The 18,392-nt window shown below is 67.0% G+C and carries 15 protein-coding genes; 5 read left to right on the top strand and 10 right to left on the bottom strand.

What is annotated here, in order from left to right:
- Window positions 1–236: 236 nt before the first annotated feature.
- Window positions 237–1,007: a DUF2147 domain-containing protein gene (locus ACQR03_RS19000; protein ID WP_316201733.1), complete on the top strand. Its 771-nt coding sequence runs from the start codon at window positions 237–239 to the stop codon at window positions 1,005–1,007.
- 78 nt (window positions 1,008–1,085) lie between these two features.
- On the opposite strand, the gene ACQR03_RS19005 is transcribed toward ACQR03_RS19000, so the two are convergent.
- Window positions 1,086–2,453: an ATP-binding protein gene (locus ACQR03_RS19005; protein ID WP_316201732.1), complete on the bottom strand. Its 1,368-nt coding sequence runs from the start codon at window positions 2,451–2,453 to the stop codon at window positions 1,086–1,088.
- Window positions 2,440–3,210, bottom strand: coding sequence for a response regulator (locus ACQR03_RS19010; protein ID WP_316201731.1), 771 nt, complete (start codon window positions 3,208–3,210; stop codon window positions 2,440–2,442). The genes ACQR03_RS19005 and ACQR03_RS19010 overlap by 14 nt, the downstream gene beginning before the upstream one ends.
- 230 nt (window positions 3,211–3,440) lie before the next feature.
- Here ACQR03_RS19010 and ACQR03_RS19015 point away from each other — a divergent pair, with 230 nt between their 5' ends.
- Genes ACQR03_RS19015 through ACQR03_RS19025 form a run of 3 tightly spaced genes read left to right on the top strand, consistent with a single transcriptional unit; the run spans window position 3,441 to window position 8,202 of the window.
- Window positions 3,441–4,916: an efflux transporter outer membrane subunit gene (locus ACQR03_RS19015; protein WP_316192826.1), complete on the top strand. Its 1,476-nt coding sequence runs from the start codon at window positions 3,441–3,443 to the stop codon at window positions 4,914–4,916.
- Window positions 4,917–4,957: 41 nt separating this feature from the next.
- The gene (locus tag ACQR03_RS19020; RefSeq protein WP_316201730.1) at window positions 4,958–6,241 is read left to right on the top strand and encodes an efflux RND transporter periplasmic adaptor subunit; all 1,284 of its coding nucleotides are present in this window, start codon (window positions 4,958–4,960) and stop codon (window positions 6,239–6,241) included.
- On the top strand, window positions 6,241–8,202 hold the full coding sequence (locus tag ACQR03_RS19025) for a MacB family efflux pump subunit (protein WP_315713465.1): 1,962 nt from the start codon (window positions 6,241–6,243) through the stop codon (window positions 8,200–8,202). Before ACQR03_RS19020 ends, ACQR03_RS19025 begins: the two co-directional genes overlap by 1 nt.
- A 46-nt stretch (window positions 8,203–8,248) precedes the next feature.
- Here ACQR03_RS19025 and ACQR03_RS19030 read toward each other — a convergent pair whose 3' ends face one another.
- Genes ACQR03_RS19030 through cyoA form a run of 7 tightly spaced genes read right to left on the bottom strand, consistent with a single transcriptional unit; the run spans window position 8,249 to window position 15,195 of the window.
- Entirely contained in the window at window positions 8,249–8,782 is a 534-nt protein-coding gene (locus tag ACQR03_RS19030) for a response regulator transcription factor (protein ID WP_315713466.1), read from the bottom strand.
- A complete protein-coding gene (locus ACQR03_RS19035; protein WP_315769204.1) occupies window positions 8,772–10,124 on the bottom strand; it encodes an ATP-binding protein in 1,353 nt (450 codons plus the stop codon). The genes ACQR03_RS19030 and ACQR03_RS19035 overlap by 11 nt, the downstream gene beginning before the upstream one ends.
- A gap of 46 nt (window positions 10,125–10,170) precedes the next feature.
- Window positions 10,171–11,004, bottom strand: coding sequence for an SURF1 family protein (locus ACQR03_RS19040; protein ID WP_434841430.1), 834 nt, complete (start codon window positions 11,002–11,004; stop codon window positions 10,171–10,173).
- Window positions 11,004–11,363: a cytochrome o ubiquinol oxidase subunit IV gene (gene cyoD / locus ACQR03_RS19045; protein ID WP_315752397.1), complete on the bottom strand. Its 360-nt coding sequence runs from the start codon at window positions 11,361–11,363 to the stop codon at window positions 11,004–11,006. Before cyoD ends, ACQR03_RS19040 begins: the two co-directional genes overlap by 1 nt.
- The gene (gene cyoC, locus ACQR03_RS19050) at window positions 11,360–11,989 is read right to left on the bottom strand and encodes a cytochrome o ubiquinol oxidase subunit III (protein ID WP_315752396.1); all 630 of its coding nucleotides are present in this window, start codon (window positions 11,987–11,989) and stop codon (window positions 11,360–11,362) included. Before cyoC ends, cyoD begins: the two co-directional genes overlap by 4 nt.
- On the bottom strand, window positions 11,986–13,995 hold the full coding sequence (gene cyoB / locus ACQR03_RS19055) for a cytochrome o ubiquinol oxidase subunit I (RefSeq protein ID WP_315752395.1): 2,010 nt from the start codon (window positions 13,993–13,995) through the stop codon (window positions 11,986–11,988). The genes cyoC and cyoB overlap by 4 nt, the downstream gene beginning before the upstream one ends.
- Window positions 13,996–14,019: 24 nt before the next feature.
- Window positions 14,020–15,195 (bottom strand): ubiquinol oxidase subunit II, encoded by a 1,176-nt coding sequence (cyoA, locus tag ACQR03_RS19060; RefSeq protein WP_315752394.1) that lies wholly within the window; start codon window positions 15,193–15,195, stop codon window positions 14,020–14,022.
- A gap of 154 nt (window positions 15,196–15,349) precedes the next feature.
- Here cyoA and ACQR03_RS19065 point away from each other — a divergent pair, with 154 nt between their 5' ends.
- The gene (locus ACQR03_RS19065; RefSeq protein WP_315752393.1) at window positions 15,350–16,660 is read left to right on the top strand and encodes an MFS transporter; all 1,311 of its coding nucleotides are present in this window, start codon (window positions 15,350–15,352) and stop codon (window positions 16,658–16,660) included.
- A gap of 4 nt (window positions 16,661–16,664) precedes the next feature.
- On the opposite strand, the gene ACQR03_RS19070 is transcribed toward ACQR03_RS19065, so the two are convergent.
- Entirely contained in the window at window positions 16,665–18,377 is a 1,713-nt protein-coding gene (locus ACQR03_RS19070) for a thiamine pyrophosphate-binding protein (protein WP_316172372.1), read from the bottom strand.
- Between the last annotated feature and the right edge of the window lie 15 nt (window positions 18,378–18,392).

Genomic DNA, 18,392 nt, shown 5'->3' on the forward strand with positions numbered 1-18,392 from the left:
TTGCCGATCGGCTGAGCATGGTGGTCACGTATGTCGTGTTTGCATTCGTCGGCGCGATCATCGTCGGGATGATCTGATCGCTGCGATCCGACCTCGATCGATTGACGGGCCGCGGTGGGCCGCGTGCGGCCCCAGCCGCATTGGCCTTTCGGCTGTGACCCTTGTCACAGATCGCGCCGTCACCCGCGTCTAAGAGTTCCCTCCAGGTTCACGACGCCGTCCGAGGGAGCTCATTCATGAAGACCGTGTATCTGGCCGCAGCAGCCGTTCTGATCGCGAGCAGCGCCGCGCAGGCCGGCAGCTCGATCGCGTTCAATTTCGACGGACACAAGATCCGCGTCACCGTGCCGCGCAACTGCCAGTCGCTGTCCTGCCTGCAGGTGTCCGGCATCGACCTCAGCGGGCTGAAATCATCCAAGCTCGACGATGACGATGCGCCGGCAGGCAGCGCGCCTGCGGCCGGCGCTCCGGCCCCCGCGGTCGCGGCGCCCGTGGCGGCTCCGCCGGTCGTCAACGCGCCGGCGCCCGCCGCCACCGCGCCAGCCGCGGCCGCGCCAGCCCCCGCATCGCCCGCTTCCGCTGCGCCATCCACGACCGTGCAGATGCCGGCGGCGCCGGCGCCGGTCGCGGCGACCGCGCCTGCTCCACAGCCAGCCCCGGCACCCGCGCCGGTCACGGTTGCCGCGGCGCCTGCCGCAGTTCAGCCGGCGCCGGCAGCCGATCCGAACTCGCCGCTCGGGCTGTGGGCCACCGAGGGCGGCAAGGGCAATGTCGTGATCGAGCCGTGCGGCGCCAACATCTGCGGCTTTGCCGAGAAGACGCGGGAGAAGATCCTGATCAACATGAAGCCGAAGGACAGCAAATGGGTCGGCCGCATCCACGATCCGGACGGCGGCGGCAACTACGACTCCACCGTGGTGCTCAAGAATCCGAACACGCTGCGGGTCCAGGGCTGCGCCTTCGGCGGCCTGTTCTGCGGCGGACAGACCTGGAAGCGCGTGAGCTGATTGCCGTCCCTCGACATCGGCGAACGCAAAGGCCCCGCCGGGATCAGCACCGGCGGGGTTTCCTCCTCGTGGCGTCTGCTACGCCACCTTGGCGGGGATCGCCGCGGGCATCGCGAGGCGCAGCGGCAGCGACAGCCGTACCCGCAGGCCGCGCGGGGCGTTGGGCATCAGCGCGATGCCGCCGTCATGCTTCTTCATGATCTCCTGCGCGATCGACAGGCCGAGGCCGAAGCCGCCGGCGGAGCGCGCCTGGTCGAGCTTGACGAACGGCTCCAGCGCCCGCGCCTGCAGCGCCTGAGGAATGCCCGGACCGTCATCGGCGACCTCGATCGCGATCATGCCGTCGGCCAGGGTCGACAGGCTGACCACGACCTCGCTGCCATGCTTGACCGCGTTCTCGACCACGTTGGTGACGGCGCGCGACAGCGCCCGGGCCCGGCCCTCGCAGACCAGCCGCGACGGTCCATCGAAGGTGACGGCGTGGCCGACATCGGCGAAGTCGCAGCAGATCGTCTCGAGCAGGCTCGCCAGCTCGATCCGCGCCGGCTGCTCCGCCTTGGTGTCGTCGCGCAGGTAATCGAGCGTCTCGTCGAGCATGCGGCTGACCTGGTCGATGTCGCGCAGCATCGCGCTGCGCATCTCGCCCTGCCCGATCCGCTCCGAGCGCAGCCTGAGCCGCGTCAGCGGCGTGCGCAGGTCGTGGCTGATCGCCGCCAGCATCCGCGTGCGGTCGTCGAGCAGCGCGCGGATGCGCGCCTGCATCTCGTTCAGCGCCTCGGCGACCTGGGCGATCTCCCTGGGCCCGCGCCGGCTCAGCGGCTCCTGCGCGCCCGGCGAGCGGCCGAATGCGGCCGCCGCGCGCGCCATCTCCGACAGCGGCCGGATGATCGCCCGCGCCGCGTAGATCGACAGCAGCACGCCCAGGATCAGGATGAGAAACAGGAACACCGCCGTCGGCTTCAGCACCATCGACCAGAATTCGAGGCGCGGCACGTCGTCGAACACCAGCGCACGCTCGCCGTCGACCTGGACGATGATCTGGGTCGGCGGCGCCGCGCCATAGCCGACGCCGTGGAGCAAGGTGACGTCACGCAGCACGCTGAGCTGACGGCGAGCCAGCCGCGAGGTCCATGGCACGTCGCTGACCGGCTTGGCGAGCAGCGTCAGCGAGGTCAGCGGCACCAGCTCGACCTGGATGCCGGAGCTGCGCAGGCTCGACAGGCTGCTGTCGACGGCCACGGGATCATTCGTGGCGCGGACGAAGTGCACCGCCTCGGCGACGCGCGCGATGCCGTAGGCCGGCGATTCCTGCTCGTCGGGCGGATCGAGAAACAGCAGCGCGGCCGCGATCATCAGCACCATGCCGAACAGCACCGACAGCGACGCCAAGGTCACGATCTGCGTGGTGAGGCCGAGGCGCGGGCACGGCTTGTTATCTGGCGTCATCGATGGTCTCGACTCTTGGCGTGAAGACGTAGCCGCCGAGGCGCACGGTCTTGATCAGGGTCCAGCTCCTGGCGCCGGGCTCGATCTTCTGGCGGATGCGGCTGATGTGAACGTCGATGCTGCGCTCGACCGGCCCGGCCTGCCCGCCGTGCGCCAGCTCGATCAGCTGCTCGCGCGACAGTACGCGGCCGGCATTGCGGCAGAACGCCAGCAGGATGTCGAACTCGGCGCTGGTCAGCGTGATCTTGACGCGGTCGGGATCGAACAGCGTACGCGTCGCCGGCTCGATGCGCCAGCCGTCGAACGTCATCGGCGCCTGCCGCGCCGCGATCACGGCCGGATGCAATTGCGACCGGCGCAGCAGCGCGCGGATGCGCGCCACCAGCTCGCGCGGATTGAACGGCTTGACGACATAGTCGTCGGCGCCGAGCTCGAGGCCGAGGATGCGGTCGATGTCCTCGCCCTTCGCCGTCACCATGATGATCGGCACGGTCGAGATCTGACGCAGGCGGCGGCAGATGCTCATGCCGTCGTCGTCCGGCAGCATCACGTCGAGCATGATGAGGTCGACCTGCTCGCGCTGCAGGAGGTCGTTCATCGCGGCGGCGGAGGATACGAAGCGCGGCGCGAAGCCGTGCTCCTGTAACAGCTCGGTGAGCAGCGCCGCAATCTCCCGGTCATCTTCGACGCAGAGAATGCGCGCGGCTGCCGGCATGTTTGCGTCTGCGGCCACGACGGTATTGTGTGACGACATCATGCGCGGAACATGGTCGATTTTGGTCGAAAAGAACAGCCCGAAGCGGCGCGCGATCGTGGCGAAAGTAAGCTGTATTGTTAAGGCGGAAACATTTCTTCACGCGACTTAACCCTGCGCAATCGTTAACCTGCCTAGGCTCTGCGCATCAAACAAACACCAACGGGGAAGTCCTGCGGCGTGGCCGACCAGCCGGCGCGGCCTCCTTTCGAACCGCGATAGTATCAGCCGCCGTGAAGCCCGTTTTGCTCGCACTCTGCCTCGCCACGCCGCTGCTCGCCGGCTGCGCCGTCGGCCCCGATTACGTGACGCCAGAGTTCGGCGTGCCGAAGCGCTGGAGCAGCGACCGCAATCGGCCGGCGCAGATTCTGAAGCTCGCGCATTGGTGGCGCAACCTCAACGATGACCTGCTCGATCAACTGATCAGCGAGGCGGTTGCCGGCAATCTCGACGTCGCCGCCGCCAAGGCGCGCATCCGCGAGGCGCGGGCGACGCAGCGCCAGGCCGTCGGCGCGCTGTTTCCCACGGTGAGCGGCACCGGCACCGCGACGGAGACCCGCAGCGCCAGCAGCTCGACAAGCGGCATCGCGATCGCTCCGACCACCTACAGCCAGTACCAGGCCGGCTTCGATTCGAGCTGGGAGCTGGATCTGTTCGGCGCCAACCGCCGTGCGGTCGAGGCCGCGACCTACGGCGTCGATGCCGCCGAGGACGATCTGCGCGCGACCTTGCTGACGCTGGTCGGCGACATCGCCTCCAACTACATCGATGCCCGCGCCTACCAGGCGCGCGCGGCACTGGCGCGGCGCACTGCCGCCTCGCAGCGCGAGACCGCGGCGCTGACCGAGCGCAAGCAGAATGCCGGTTCGGCCTCGGCCGTCGACACCGCCAAGGCGAGCGCGCTGGCCGCCAGCACCGAAGCAACCATCCCGACCTATGAGAGCAGCTATCAGCAGGCCGTGCACCGGCTCGGCGTCCTGCTCGGCCGCGACCCGACGGCCCTGAATCTCCGCCTGTCGCGCGCGACACCGATCCCATCGCCGCGCCTGCCGCTGCCGAAGGGCATCCCGGCCGACGTGCTGGTCATGCGGCCCGACGTGCGCAAGGCCGAACGGCAGGTCGCGCAGTTCACCGCGAAGATCGGCCAAGCCACCGCCGCGCTGTACCCGGATGTCAGCCTGACCGGCACGGTCTCGACCACGGCGCTGAAGCTCGGCGATCTCGGCAAGAGCTCGACGATCGGCTGGTCGATCGGCCCGAGCGTCTCGGTGCCGATCTTCAACGGCGGCAAGCTGCAGGCCGCCGTCGAGGTCGCGGAAGCGCAGCGTGACGAATACCACGTCGCCTGGCGCAGCGCGGTGCTGAGCGCGCTCGAAGACGTCGAGAACGCCATCGTGAGCCTCGGCCAGGAGCGCATTCGCATCCGCAGCCTGAGCGAGTCGGCGCGGCGCTATGGCGAGGCCGCGCGGCTGTCGCGCTCGCTCTACCAGACCGGCTCCAGCACGTTCCTCGACGTGCTCGATGCCGAGCGCTCGCAATTCACCGCCGAGGACAGCCTGCTCGCGAGCCGCGCTACGCTCGCGAAGAACTACGTGGCGCTGGCCAAGGCGCTGGGCGGCGGTTGGACCGCAGCGATCGACAGCTCGCTGCCCGAGGTCGTCGACAGCGGCACCGGCCCGCATCTCGCACAGGCCGTCGCGCCCAAATAATCTACGATCTGAACTTCAAAAAGTGCCTCCGAAGTGATCCGATGAACGCACCCTTATCCTACATGCCCCGACCGGTCGCGGTCGATGGCGGCCTCGCGCCGGCGCCGAAGCCGAAGCGGCCACGCCGCTGGCCGCTGCTGATCGCCGGAGCGCTCGTCGTTCTGGCCGCCGCGATCGTGCTGGTCATGAGGCTGACCAGCAATCCCAACGCCAATCTCGTCACCGCGCCCGTCACGACCGGCGACATCGAGCAGACCGTGCTCGCCACCGGCACGCTGAAGCCGGTCAAGCTGGTGGCGGTCGGCGCCCAGGCGTCGGGACGGCTGGTCGCGCTCAACGTCAAGCTGGGACAGAAGGTCAGGGCCGGCGATCTGATCGCCGAGATCGACTCGCTGACGCAACAGAACACGCTGCGCACCAACGAGGCGAGCCTGCGGAGCGTACGGGCGCAGCGTGACGAGAAGGTCGCCACCCTGGCGCTGGCCGAGGCGAACCTGGCGCGGCAGCAGGTCACGCTGGCGCAGAAGGCCTCGTCGCGCGCCGACTACGACAGTGCCGAGGCGACCGTCAAACAGACCCAGGCCCAGATCGCGCAACTCGACGCGCAAATCGTCGAGGCCGAGGTCGCGATCGAGACCGCGCGCGTCAACCTCGGCTACACCAAGATCACGGCCCCGATCGACGGCACCGTGCTGTCGATCGTCACCCAGCAGGGCCAGACCGTGAATGCGGTGCAGTCGGCGCCGACCATCGTCGTGCTCGGCCAGGTCGAGACGATGACCGTGCGGGTGGAGATTTCCGAGGCCGATGTCGTCAAGGTCAGGCCCGGACAGAACGTCTATTTCACCGTGCTGGGCGAGCCCGATCATCGCTACGAGGGCACGCTCGGATCGATCGAGCCGGCGCCCGAATCGATCAAGAGCGATTCGAGCTTCTCGTCGAGCACGACGACCACGTCGAGCAGCAGCTCGTCCTCGTCCACCACGTCCTCCGCGATCTACTACAACGGCGTGTTCGACATCGCCAATCCGGACGGGCGGCTGATGACCTACATGACGGCCGAGGTTCACATCCTGCTCGGCGAGGCCCGCAAGGTCCCGACCATTCCGTCGTCCGCGCTTGGCAACGCCAATCCCGATGGCAGCTACACGGTGCGCGTGCTGACCGGCGCAGGAACGCTGGAGAAGCGCACCATTCGCGTCGGCCTCAACAACAAGATCCGGGCCGAGGTGCAGTCCGGCCTGCGCGAGGGCGAGCGGGTCGTGATCTCGGCGCCCGAGGAGGGCACGAAGCGAACCGTGATGCCCCCGCCCGGAGGCGCGTGATGACGGAGGTCCTGATCGACCTGCAGAATGTCGGGAGGCGCTACGCGTCCGGCGAAGGCACGGTCCATGCTTTGCGTGGCGTCGACCTCCAGATCGCGCGCGGGGAGATGGTGGCGATCATCGGCCAGTCGGGCTCCGGCAAGTCGACGCTGATGAACATTCTGGGCTGCCTCGACCGCCCGACATCCGGCAGCTACCGGATCGCCGGCCGCGAGATGGGCTCGCTCGATCCGGACGAACTGGCGGCGTTGCGGCGCGAGCATTTCGGCTTCATCTTCCAGCGCTACCATCTGCTGGGCGAGCTCAGCGCCGCCGACAATGCCGAGGTGCCTGCGGTCTATGCCGGGCTCGGCCCGGCGGCACGCCACCGCAAGGCCGAGGCGCTGCTGCAGCGGCTCGGCATGGGCAGCCGTACCGACCACAAGCCGGGTCAGCTCTCGGGCGGCCAGCAGCAGCGGGTCTCGATCGCCCGCGCGCTGGTCAACGATCCCGACGTGATCCTGGCCGACGAGCCGACCGGCGCGCTCGACCGCGCCAGCGGCGAGGAGGTGCTGCGCATCCTCGACGAGATCAGCGCCTCCGGGCGCACCGTCATCATCGTCACGCACGATCCGAGCGTCGCGCAGCGCGCCCGGCGCATCATCGAGATCGAGGACGGCCGCGTCATTTCAGACCGGCTCAATCCGCGGACTTCGGAACCCGCGCCAGCCGCAGCGACCGAAGACCACGCAGCGCAGGCGGCGTCGTGGTGGCGCAGCCAGCTCGACCGTTTCCGCGAGGCCGCGCGGATGGCGCTGCTCGCCATGAATGCGCACCGGATGCGCGCATTCCTCACCATGCTCGGCATCATCATCGGCGTCGCCTCGGTCGTGCTGGTGCTGGCGCTCGGCAAGGGCTCGCAGGCCAAGGTGCTGAAGGACATCAACCGGCTCGGCACCAACACGCTGGAATTCTTTCCCGGCAAGGATTTCGGCGATACGCGCTCCAGCAAGATCAGGACGCTGGTGCTCGCCGATGCCAAGGTCATGGCGCAGCAGCCTTATGTCGATGCGATCTCGCCGACGGTCTCGACCACCAGCACGCTGCGGTTCGGCGCGATCGAGGTCAGCGCCCAGATCTCCGGCGTCGGCGAGCAGTATTTCCGGGTCAAGAACACCGAGCTTGCCGAAGGCAGCTATCTCGATGCCGATACCGTGCGCTCCTACGCCCAGGACGCCGTGATCGACGACAATGCGCGCAAGGCGCTGTTTCCCGATCCCGACGTCAGTCCGCTCGGCAGCGTGGTCCTGATCGGCAAGGTGCCCTGCCGCGTCGTCGGCATCACCAAGCAGCAGCAGGCCGGCTTCGGCTCCAGCTCCACGCCGATCGTGTACCTGCCCTACACGACCGTGCAGGCGCGCTTCCTCGGCAACCAGGTGCTGCGCAGCATCAGCGTCCGCGTCGACGAGGCGACGCCGATGGCGGCGGCCGAGCGTGCCGCAACGGCGCTGCTGACGGCGCGGCACAATGCCAAGGATTTCTTCGTCCTCAACACCGATGACATCCGCAAGACCGTCGAAAGCACGACGCAGGTGCTGACACTGCTGGTGGCGGCCATCGCCGTGATCTCGCTCTTGGTCGGCGGCATCGGCGTCATGAACATCATGCTGGTGTCGGTGTCGGAGCGCGTCGGCGAGATCGGGGTGCGCATGGCGGTCGGCGCCCGCCGCAGCGACATCCTGATGCAGTTCCTGATCGAGGCGGTGCTGGTCTGCCTGCTGGGCGGTGCGCTGGGCCTTGCGCTCGCGGTCGGCTTCGGCACGGTCTTCAACGCGCTCGACGTCGGCTTCCAGCTGATCTATTCGCCGCTCGCCATGGTCGGCGCCGCCGTCACGTCGATGGCGATCGGCATCGGCTTCGGCTACATGCCCGCCCGCAGCGCCTCACGGCTCGATCCGGCAACGGCTCTGGCAAGGGAGTAGGTCGGAACGAATGAGCTCCACTCCTCCGGACAACAACCGGATCGATCTACTTCACCGGGCGCTTCTCCAGCTTGCGCGCCAGCGTCCGGCGATGCATGCCGAGCCGTCTCGCAGCTTCGGAGATGTTGAAGTCGGTCTCGATCAGGGTCTGGTGGATGCGCTCCCATTCCAGGGTCTTGATCGAGGTGGAGCGCTCGGCCAACGCCACTTGCGCGTTGCCCTGCGCCTTGCGGAACGCCTCCTCGATGTCGTCGGTGTTCGACGGCTTGGCCAGATAGTGGCAGGCGCCGAGCTTGATCGCCTCGACAGCAGTGGCGATGCTGGCAAAGCCGGTCAGCACCACGATCAGCATCTCCGGATCGTGCGCATGCAGCTTCTCGACGCAGACGAGGCCGGAAGCCCCGCCGAGCTTGAGATCGACGACGGCATAACCGAACGTCTTCTCCTTGAGGATCTCGTCGACGTCCTCGAGCGAGCCGGCGACGACGGCCTCGTAGCCGCGCCGTTCGAACGAGCGCTTCAGGGTGCGTGCAAAACCGTCATCGTCCTCGACGATCAGGAGGGACAGGTCATTCGCCATCGCGCTCTCCAATGACAAGCGTCGACAACGGCAGTGACAGCCGGACGGTCGCTCCACGTCCCCGGTGGTTCCAGGCGGAAACGCTGCCGCCCAGCTTGCGGATCACGTTGACCACCAGGAAAAGGCCCAGGCCGCGGCCCGGGCGGCCCTTGCTCGACTGATAGGGACGTCCGAGTTGCCCCAGCATCGCCCGATCAAAACCCGGCCCGCGATCGCTGACGCTGAGCAGCAGCTGATCACCATCTCGTTCGACCACGAACTCCACCCACTCGCGCGAGACTTCGAACGCGTTGTCGAGCACGTTGACGATCGCCTGCTTCAGGGCGACGTCGGAGACGATCGCCGGATCCGAGCCGAACTCGTTGCGGAACATCAGATTGCGCGCCGAGCGCGCCGCGCTCCATTCGGCGACCAACGTCGTCAGGAACGCCTTCAACGTCGTCGGCGCCGAGCCTTCGCCGCGCGCCTGACCGGCCGAGACCAGGATGTCAGTCACGATCGACTTGCAGCGCTGCACCGCCGCTTCCATTTCGGTGAAATCCTCCGCGAGCGTCGGATCGGCAGAGATCACGGTCATGCGGCGCCAATCGTTCAGGATGACCGAGATCGACGCCAGCGGCGTGCCAAGCTCATGCGCGGCGCCTGAGGCGAGCAGGCCCATGCGGATGATGTGATCCTGCTCGACGGCGTGCTGGCGCAGATCGGCGAGTTTGGCGTCGCGCTCGCGCAGGTTCCGGTTGATGCGGGTGACGAAGACGACGAGCAGCACGGCGTCGAGCATGAAGCCGACGAACATGCCGGTGATGTGCAGGGTGAAGGCATCGCTGACATGATGCTGCGGCAGTTGCAGCGGGCGGTACTCGATGGTGAGCCAGATGAAGCTGAGCACCGTCAGCGCGACCAGCGACCAGGACGAGCGCGCGTCGAGCAGCACGGCCCCCAGCGTCACCTGCAGCAGATAGAGGCACGTGAACGGGTTCGACGCGCCGCCGGTGAGATAGAGCTCCGATGTCAACGCCACCACGTCGAGCATCAGCGCGATCAGCAAATGGCGATTGCCGACGTCGTCGCGCCTGCGCAGCCAGATATGGCTGGCGATGTTGAGCGCCACCAGCGCGCAGATGATCGCCGCCATCGGCAGCACCGGCAGCGCAATGCCGAACCAGGTGGTCACGAAGCCGATGGTGACGATCTGGCCGACCACGGCGATCCAGCGCAGCTGGATCAGCAGCACCATGTTCTTGCGGTTGGTCGCGTCCTTGGTCGGCAGCGGCGCGTTGATCTCGGGTGTGGCGATCGCGGCCACGACTCCGAACGGCAAATTGGGGGCCTCGCTGCTCATGAGGGCCCGTCCGATCTCCGCCGGCAGAACGGCAAGCGTCGATCGCTCAAGACGCCGTCCCGCATCCACCCATGTCCTGCCGCTGCTGATCCCATTCCACATCCTGCGCTGCCGGCGCGCCGGGCTCACGCTGCGCTCGGCGGAGCCGCTGCAGCCCGGCGCCGGCCAGCATGAGGGCCAATGTAAACCAGGTCAGCGCGTAAACCAGATGGTTGTTCGAAAACGAGATCACGGTGAGTCCGCCGATTGGAAGTCCGCCAGGATTCGGGGTCGCATCGGCATCGACGAAGAATGGTGCGACGTCGGACAGACCGCGCGCCGCCGCGATCGCCGCGACGTCACGTGAATACCAGCGATTCCCCGCGGGATCGTTGCGGCGGAGGAAGCCGCCGCCAGGCTCGGAGATCCGCAGCAATCCGGTCACGTTGACTGCGCCATCCCGGTTCCCCGCGCTGCGGCTTGCGGGGTCGCGGCGATCCGCGGGCACGAAGCCACGATTGACGAGCACGGCGCCGCCGGCGGTCTGCAGCGGCGTCACCACCCAATAGCCGGAGCCCTCGACCGTCAGCGCCTGGACCAGCGTCTCGCGGTCGTTGAGGAAGCGGCCGCTCAACGTTATCAGCTTGTACTCGTCGCTGCTGCGATCGATGGCCGGCCAATCCGCCGGGCTCGGCGCCGGCACGGGCGCGGCATGAACGCGGCGCTCGACGCGATCAATCAGGTCGAGCTTCCAGGCCCGCCGCTCGATCTGCCAGACGCCCAGCGCCAGCAGCATCGCGACGCAGGCAACCCACGCCGCAACGATCGCGAGCCGCAGCGCGCCGGATCGCCTGCGGCTGGCCTCGTCGCGTTCCCCTGCCCCGTCGGCAGGAGCTGACATCACGGCGTCTGGCCCATCTCGTGCACCGGCATCATGTTGGTGGTCAGGTGATGCATGACCCAGAGCGAGCCGCTGAGCGCGATCACCACCATGATGATGGTGAAGATCAGCGCCATCATGGTCCAGCCGCCCTCGGCCTTGGTGTTCATGTGCAGGAAGAAGATCATGTGGACGACGACCTGCACGGCCGCGAATGCCATGATGATCAGCGCCGTGGCCTGCTTGTCGAGCGAGCCGTTCATGACCAGCAGAAACGGAATCGCCGTCAGGACGACGGAGGCGCCGAAGCCGATCAGTTGGCCCGAGCGCGTGCCGGCATGGTCGTCCGCCGAACCGTGCGCGTGTGCATCAGAGCTCATCGAAGCATCCCCATCAGATAGACGAAGGTGAAGACACCAATCCAGATCACGTCGAGGAAGTGCCAGAACATGCTGAGGCAGACCAGCCGGCGGCGGTTAGCCTCGATCAGGCCGTGGGTCCCGACCTGCACCATCAGGGTGACCAGCCAGACCAGACCGAACGTCACATGCAGGCCGTGGGTTCCAACCAGCGTGAAGAACGACGATAGGAAGGCGCTGCGCTGCGGCGTCGCGCCCTCATGGATCATGTGCGCGAACTCGGTCAGCTCGATGCCGAGAAAGGCGAGGCCGAACAGCCCGGTCACCACGAGCCAGGCCTGCATCGCGCCAATGCGGTTCCGCTGCATCGACAGCATCGCGAAGCCATAGGTGAGCGACGACAGCAGCAGGAACGAGGTGTTGACCGCGACCAGCGACAGGTCGAACAGATCCTTCGGCGCCGGCCCGGCGGCGTACCTGGCGCCGAGCACGCCATAGACGGCAAACAGGATCGCAAAGATGAGACAGTCGCTCATCAGATAGATCCAGAAGCCGAGCATCGTGCTGCTGCCTTCGGGATGCTCGTGCTCGTCGACGACATAGAAGACCGGCTCCCCGGCCTTCATCGTGCCCATCGCAACGGTCATGACTTGGCTCCTGCCACGAGCAGCTTGGTGCGCGCGCGCTCGACGCTTATGACCTCATCGGCCGGGATGTGGAAGCTGCGGTGATAGTTGAAGGTGTGGCCGATCGCGACCGCGAGCAGCGCGACGAAGCTGCCTGCCGCCATCCACCACATGTACCAGATCAGTCCGAATGCCATGGTGGTGCTGAGGCCCGCCAGAATCACGCCGGTACCGGTGTTGCTCGGCATGTGGATCGCCTTGAAGCCGGCGAGCGGACGCGCGTAACCGCGGCGCTTCATGTCCCACCAGGCGTCGTTGTCGTGGACGACGGGCGTGAAGGCGAAGTTGTAGGCCGGCGGCGGCGACGACGTCGCCCATTCCAGGGTGCGCGCATTCCAGGGATCGCCGGAGACGTCGGCGAGCTGCTCGCGGCGGAGGATGCTGACCGCGATCTGGATCAGGAAGCTCGCGATGCCCAGCAGGATCAGGAACGCGCCGATGCCGGCGATGATGAACCATATCTGCAGGCTCGGATCGTCGAAGATGCGCAGCCGACGGGTCACGCCCATCAGGCCGAGCACGTAGAGCGGCATGAAGGCGAAGTAGAAGCCCACCGTCCAGAACCAGAACGACATCTTGCCCCAGAACGGATCGAGCCTGAAGCCGAACGCCTTGGGGAACCAGTAGGCGATGCCGGCGAACAGGCCGAACAGCACGCCGCCGATGATCACGTTGTGGAAATGCGCGACCAGGAACAGGCTGTTGTGCAAGACGAAGTCGGCCGGCGGCACTGCAAGCAGCACGCCGGTCATGCCGCCGATCACAAAGGTCAGCATGAAGGCGACCGTCCACATCATCGGCAGCTCGAAGCGGATGCGGCCGCGATACATCGTGAACAGCCAGTTGAACATCTTCGCGCCGGTCGGGATCGAGATGATCATCGTGGTGATGCCGAAGAACGAGTTCACGCTGGCGCCGGAGCCCATCGTGAAGAAGTGGTGCAGCCAGACCAGGTAGGACAGGATGGTGATGACGACGGTGGCGTAGACCATCGAGGTGTAGCCGAACAGCCGCTTGCCCGAGAAGGTCGAGGTCACCTCGGAGAAGATGCCGAAGGCCGGCAGGATGAGGATGTAGACCTCCGGATGGCCCCAGATCCAGATGAGGTTGACATACATCATCGGATCGCCGCCGAAATCATTGGTGAAGAAGTTGGTTCCGACGTAGCGATCGAGCGACAGCAGCGCCAGCACCGCCGTCAGCACCGGGAAGGAGGCGACGATCAGCACGTTGGTGCACAGCGAGGTCCAGGTGAAGACTGGCATCTTCATCATGGTCATGCCGGGCGCACGCATTTTCACGATCGTGCAGATCAGGTTGACGCCGGACAACAGCGTACCGACGCCGGCGACCTGCAGGGCCCAGATGTAATAGTCGACGCCGACATCCGGACTGTAGGAGAGGTTCGACAACGGCGGATAGGCCAGCCAGCCGGTGCGCGCGAACTCGCCGACGAACAGCGAGCACATCACCAGAACGGCGCCCGACGTGGTCATCCAGAAGCTGAAATTGTTGAGGAACGGGAACGACACGTCGCGGGCGCCGATCTGCAGCGGCACAACGTAGTTCATCAGGCCGGTGACCAAAGGCATCGCCACGAAGAAGATCATGATCACGCCGTGCGCCGTGAACACCTGATCATAGTGGTGCGAGTTGAGATAACCTTCGGAGCCGTTGAACGCGATCGCCTGCTGCAGCCGCATCATCAGCGCATCGGCAAAGCCGCGCAGCAGCATGACGATGCCGAGCACCATGTACATGATTCCGATGCGCTTGTGGTCGACGGTCGTGAACCACTCCTTCCAGAGATAGCCCCACAACCGGAAATAGGTGACGGCGCCGAACAGCGTGAGGCCGCCGAGCGCGACCATCGCGAAGGTGCCGACGATGATCGGCTCGTGCAACGGCAGCGACTCCAGCGTCAGCCGGCCGAAGATGAACCTGGTGAGATTGGCAGTGTCGAACATGATGTGACCCTCACGAATCCGACGTCACGAATCCGATTTGGAGGTTGTCCCCGTGATGAAGGTGGCCTTGGACGGCCGCAGCAGGCCGGGCCGCTCCAATCCACGGCCCTGCAGCGGCGTCCAGTCGAGCGGCGCCAGGACCGTCGGCGAGGAATCGTCGGCCATCCGCGTGACCTGATCGCCCGGCAGGCAGACGCCGCCGGCAACGAAGCTCGGCTCGGCGCCGAACACGGCGCCGCGGCCGGCGAACTTGTCGTAGGCGAGCGGCAGCGTGTTGCGGACGCCGGCCATGCCCATGCCGCCTCTCGCGTCGATCGCCATCATCTCGCTCATGCACATCTTGCCGGGCTCGACGCACATGTTGAGGATGGCGCGAAACAGGTCGCTATCCACCGATGCGTAGTAGCGGACCGGCTCGTTCGCGCTGGGACGCTCCAGCTTGAGATAGTCCGGCTTGCCAAGCCCGGCACCGCTGGCCTTGGCCTTCTCGATCCAACCGGCGAATTCGACATCAGACAGGCCATGAAAGGCAAAGCGCATGCCGGAGAAGCCGGCGCCGCTGTAGTTCGCCGAGAAGCCGCGATAGACGCCGGGCTTGTTGATGATGGCGTGCAGCCGGCTCTGCATGCCCGGCATCGCATAGATCTGGCCGGCGAGCGCGGGGATGTAGAACGAGTTCATCACCGACGACGAGGTGATCCTGAAATCGAGCGGCCGGTTCACCGGCGCCGCAAGCTCGTTGAGGCTGGCGATGCCATATTCGGGATAGATGAACAGCCACTTCCAATCGAGCGCGACGACGTCGACCTCGAGCGGCTTGTCCTGCGGCGTCACCGCGCGCTCGGCGGAGATGCGTCCGAGCGTGCGATAGGGATCGAGCAGATGCGTGCCCATCCACGTCACCGCGCCCAGGCAGATGATGATCAGCAGCGGCGCCGCCCAGATCAGAAGCTCGAGCTGGGTGGAGTGATCCCAATCCGGCGTGTAGGCCGCCGCCTGGTTCGACTGGCGGTAGCGCCAGGCCACGATGGCGGTTGCGGCCATCACCGGCACCACGATCAGCAGCATCAGCACGGTTGCGATGATCACGAGATCGCGCTGCTGGGCGGCCACGTCACCGGAGGGCGAGAGCACGACCAGATTGCAGCCTCCGAGCGCGAGCCCCAGCGGCAGCAGTGCCAAGAATTTCCAGTAACGCACGCTTAACCTCGTCGCACGGCGGATCTCTGAACGAGGCCTCACGTAGCGACCGGACGACACGGCCGACATTGGACAATTTGTCCAATACCGGAGCGGCGCCGAGGACGACAATTACGGGGCAACAATAGAGTATGAGAGGACTGCAGGCAGCGCGATGACACAGGCAGCGGCGACCGCCGACGGCGAAACCCATCTCTCCCGCACGCATGAGGCGCATCCGGGCGAGATCGCGATCGGCGTGATCATCGGGCGCACGTCGGAATTCTTCGACTTCTTCGTCTATGCCATCGCCTCGGTGATCGTGTTTCCGCGCCTCGTGTTTCCGTTCGCCGACGAACTGACGCAGACCCTGTATTCGTTCGCGCTGTTCGCGCTCGCCTTCATCGCACGCCCGTTCGGCAGCGTGATCTTCATGGCGATCGACCGCCGCTACGGCAAGAGCGCCAAGCTGATCACCGCATTGTTCCTGCTCGGCACCTCGACCGTCGCGATCGCGTTCCTGCCGAGCTACCACACCGTCGGCGCCGCGGCGATCTGGCTGCTGGCGCTGGCGCGGATCGGCCAGGGCCTCGCCTGGGGCGGCGCCTGGGACGGGCTGGCGTCGCTGCTCGCCATGAATGCGCCGGAGCACCGGCGCGGCTGGTATGCGATGATCCCGCAGCTCGGCGCGCCGCTCGGGCTGATCGTCGCCAGCGTGCTGTTCGCGTTCTTCGTCGGCTATCTCTCCGCGGCCGACTTCTTCGACTGGGGCTGGCGTTACCCGTTCTTCGTGGCGTTTGCCATCAACGTCGTGGCGCTGTTCGCGCGGTTGCGCATGGTCGTGACGCCGGAATATGACGAGCTGTTCCAGTCGCGCGAATTGCAGCCGGCACGCGTCGCCACCACGATTCGACACGAGGGTCGCAACATCGTGATCGGCGCCTTCGCGCCGCTGGCGAGCTTCGCGCTGTTCCACATGGTGACGGTGTTTCCGCTGTCCTGGGTGTTCCTCTTCACCAAGGAGACCCCGGCGCGCTTCCTGATCATCGAGGCCGTCGGCGCCGTGTTCGGCGTCGTCGCGATCGTGGTGTCCGGCATGCTGGCCGACCGCATGGGGCGCAAGTCGCTCCTGATCAGCTCGGCGATCGCGATCGCGGTGTTCTCCGGCTTCGCTCCGCAACTGCTCGACGCCGGCCCGGTCGGCGAGACCATCTACATGGTGCTCGGCTTCATCCTGCTCGGCCTGTCGTTCGGCCAGTCCTCGGGCGCGATCGCCGCCAACTTCGCGCGCACCTATCGCTACACGGCCTCGGCGCTCACCGCCGACCTCGCCTGGCTGTTCGGCGCCGGCTTCGCGCCGCTGGCGGCATTGGTGCTGGCGGCCAATCTCGGCCTGCTGTCGGCCGGCGGCTATCTCTTGTCCGGCGCCGTCTGCACCCTGCTCGCGCTGTGGCTCAGCGCGCCGCGCCAACTGCAGCAGGTGTGAGGCCTCACGAGCCGCGCCACTTCCGTTCCGCCTCGTCCCACGCAGCAAGCGGCTGCAGGTCCGGCACCCAGGCGAGGCCCGTCTTGGCATCCGACGACACCGCTTCCGGCGTGACGACCATGTCGAGCAGCGCCGGGCGGTTGGCCAGCGCGCGCTGGATCGCGGGGCCGAGCTGCTCCGCGGTCTCGACGCGCTCGGCATGCATGCCGAAGGCGCGCGCCATCGCCGCGTGATCGGCAAATTGTAGCCTGGTGCCGACCACCTTGCCATGGGTGACGGTCTGGTCGTGGACCTCGATCTGCCAGGCGCCGTTGTTGGCGACGACGATCAGCACCGGCGCCTTGTGGCGCACCGCGGTGTCGACCTCGATCGCGTTGAAGCCGAACGCGCCGTCGCCGGTCGCGACCACCACCGGCTTGTCTGGATAGGCCAGGCTCGCGGCAATGCCATAGGGCACGCCGATGCCGATACAGCCGAACGGGCCGGGATCGAGCATCAGGGGCGCGCTCAGGCCGACGCGGGCGAAGGACAGGAAATCACCGCCGTCGGTGATGACCACGGCGTCATTGCCGATCGCGTCCTGAATGGCCGAGAGCACGCGATTCGGATGCAACCGGCCGTCGGAGCCGGCCGGCGCCATCGCCATGCTCTGCTTCAGCTTGGCCGCGCGCTCCTGATGCGCGGCCCGCAGTCTTGCGGCCCATTGCCGATCGACGGCCGACTCGCGGTTGCCCGCCAGCCCCACCATCGCGCGCAAGGTCTCCGCTGGTGTCGCCAGGATCTCGGCCGCACCGCGACGGTTGTCGCGCAGCTCGCTGGCGGTGTCGCTGATGCGCACCAATTTGGCGTCCTTGAACACGGCCGGCGAGCCATAGGCGAGCTGGAAGTCGAGCCGGCGGCCGACCGTCAGCACCACATCGGCATCGCCCATCACGGCGCCGCGCATCGCGCCGACAACAGACGGATGATCATCAGGTACCAGCCCCCTGCTCTCACCGGTGTCGAGATAGACGGCGCCGAGCCGGTCGAGCAGCGCGATCAGCTCAGGGCCGGCACCGCGCGCGCCGCGGCCGGAGATGACGAGCACGCGGCGCGCCGACCACAACAGCTCGACCGCCTTCTCGACCTCGGCCGGATCAGGCCGCGCTGCCGCACGCGGCTTCGGCGCGAGATGCTCCTCCAGTTGCAGCGCCTTGGGCACGATGCCGCGCAAGGTATCCACCGGGAAATCGATGAAAACGGGCCCGGGCTCGCCGCCGTCGCCGAAGGCGCGGGAGATCGCCTCGTCGAGCTCCTGCAGCACCAGCGACGGCTCGCGCACGGTGCGCGCATAGCGCGTGATCGAGCGCACCAGCTGAGTGTGGTCCATGTCCTGCAGGCCGCCGCGGTTCTCCTGCGGCCGCGGATTGCCGCCCGAGATCACCAGCACCGGCGCGCGCGAGACATGGGCATTGGCGATGCCGGTGACCGCGTTGGTCATGCCCGGCCCGGCGGTGACCAGCGCGACGCCGAGCTCGCCGGTGAGCTCCGTATGCGCCTGCGCCATGTGCACGGCGGCGCGCTCGTCGCGCACGTCGATGATGCCGATGCCTTCCGCGTCCAGCCGCATCCAGATCGGCATGATGTGGCCGCCGCACAGCGCGAACACGCGGCTGACGCCGCGGCGCTTGAGCAGGCGGGCGATCAGATCGGCGGCACTGTCGGGAGAGATCTTCATCTGACGACTCCTGCG

It is taken from the genome of Bradyrhizobium sp. HKCCYLS3070 (assembly GCF_051167575.1).
GTDB lineage: Bacteria > Pseudomonadota > Alphaproteobacteria > Rhizobiales > Xanthobacteraceae > Bradyrhizobium.

Coding starts and splice junctions, on each gene's coding strand:
- ACQR03_RS19000 (WP_316201733.1), top strand. CDS start 237: ATGAAGACCGTGTATCTGGCCGCAGCAGCCGTTCTGATCGCGAGCAGC.
- ACQR03_RS19005 (WP_316201732.1), bottom strand. CDS start 2,453: ATGACGCCAGATAACAAGCCGTGCCCGCGCCTCGGCCTCACCACGCAG.
- ACQR03_RS19010 (WP_316201731.1), bottom strand. CDS start 3,210: ATGATGTCGTCACACAATACCGTCGTGGCCGCAGACGCAAACATGCCG.
- ACQR03_RS19020 (WP_316201730.1), top strand. CDS start 4,958: ATGAACGCACCCTTATCCTACATGCCCCGACCGGTCGCGGTCGATGGC.
- ACQR03_RS19025 (WP_315713465.1), top strand. CDS start 6,241: ATGACGGAGGTCCTGATCGACCTGCAGAATGTCGGGAGGCGCTACGCG.
- ACQR03_RS19030 (WP_315713466.1), bottom strand. CDS start 8,782: ATGGCGAATGACCTGTCCCTCCTGATCGTCGAGGACGATGACGGTTTT.
- ACQR03_RS19035 (WP_315769204.1), bottom strand. CDS start 10,124: ATGAGCAGCGAGGCCCCCAATTTGCCGTTCGGAGTCGTGGCCGCGATC.
- ACQR03_RS19040 (WP_434841430.1), bottom strand. CDS start 11,004: ATGTCAGCTCCTGCCGACGGGGCAGGGGAACGCGACGAGGCCAGCCGC.
- cyoD (WP_315752397.1), bottom strand. CDS start 11,363: ATGAGCTCTGATGCACACGCGCACGGTTCGGCGGACGACCATGCCGGC.
- cyoC (WP_315752396.1), bottom strand. CDS start 11,989: ATGACCGTTGCGATGGGCACGATGAAGGCCGGGGAGCCGGTCTTCTAT.
- cyoB (WP_315752395.1), bottom strand. CDS start 13,995: ATGTTCGACACTGCCAATCTCACCAGGTTCATCTTCGGCCGGCTGACG.
- ACQR03_RS19065 (WP_315752393.1), top strand. CDS start 15,350: ATGACACAGGCAGCGGCGACCGCCGACGGCGAAACCCATCTCTCCCGC.
- ACQR03_RS19070 (WP_316172372.1), bottom strand. CDS start 18,377: ATGAAGATCTCTCCCGACAGTGCCGCCGATCTGATCGCCCGCCTGCTC.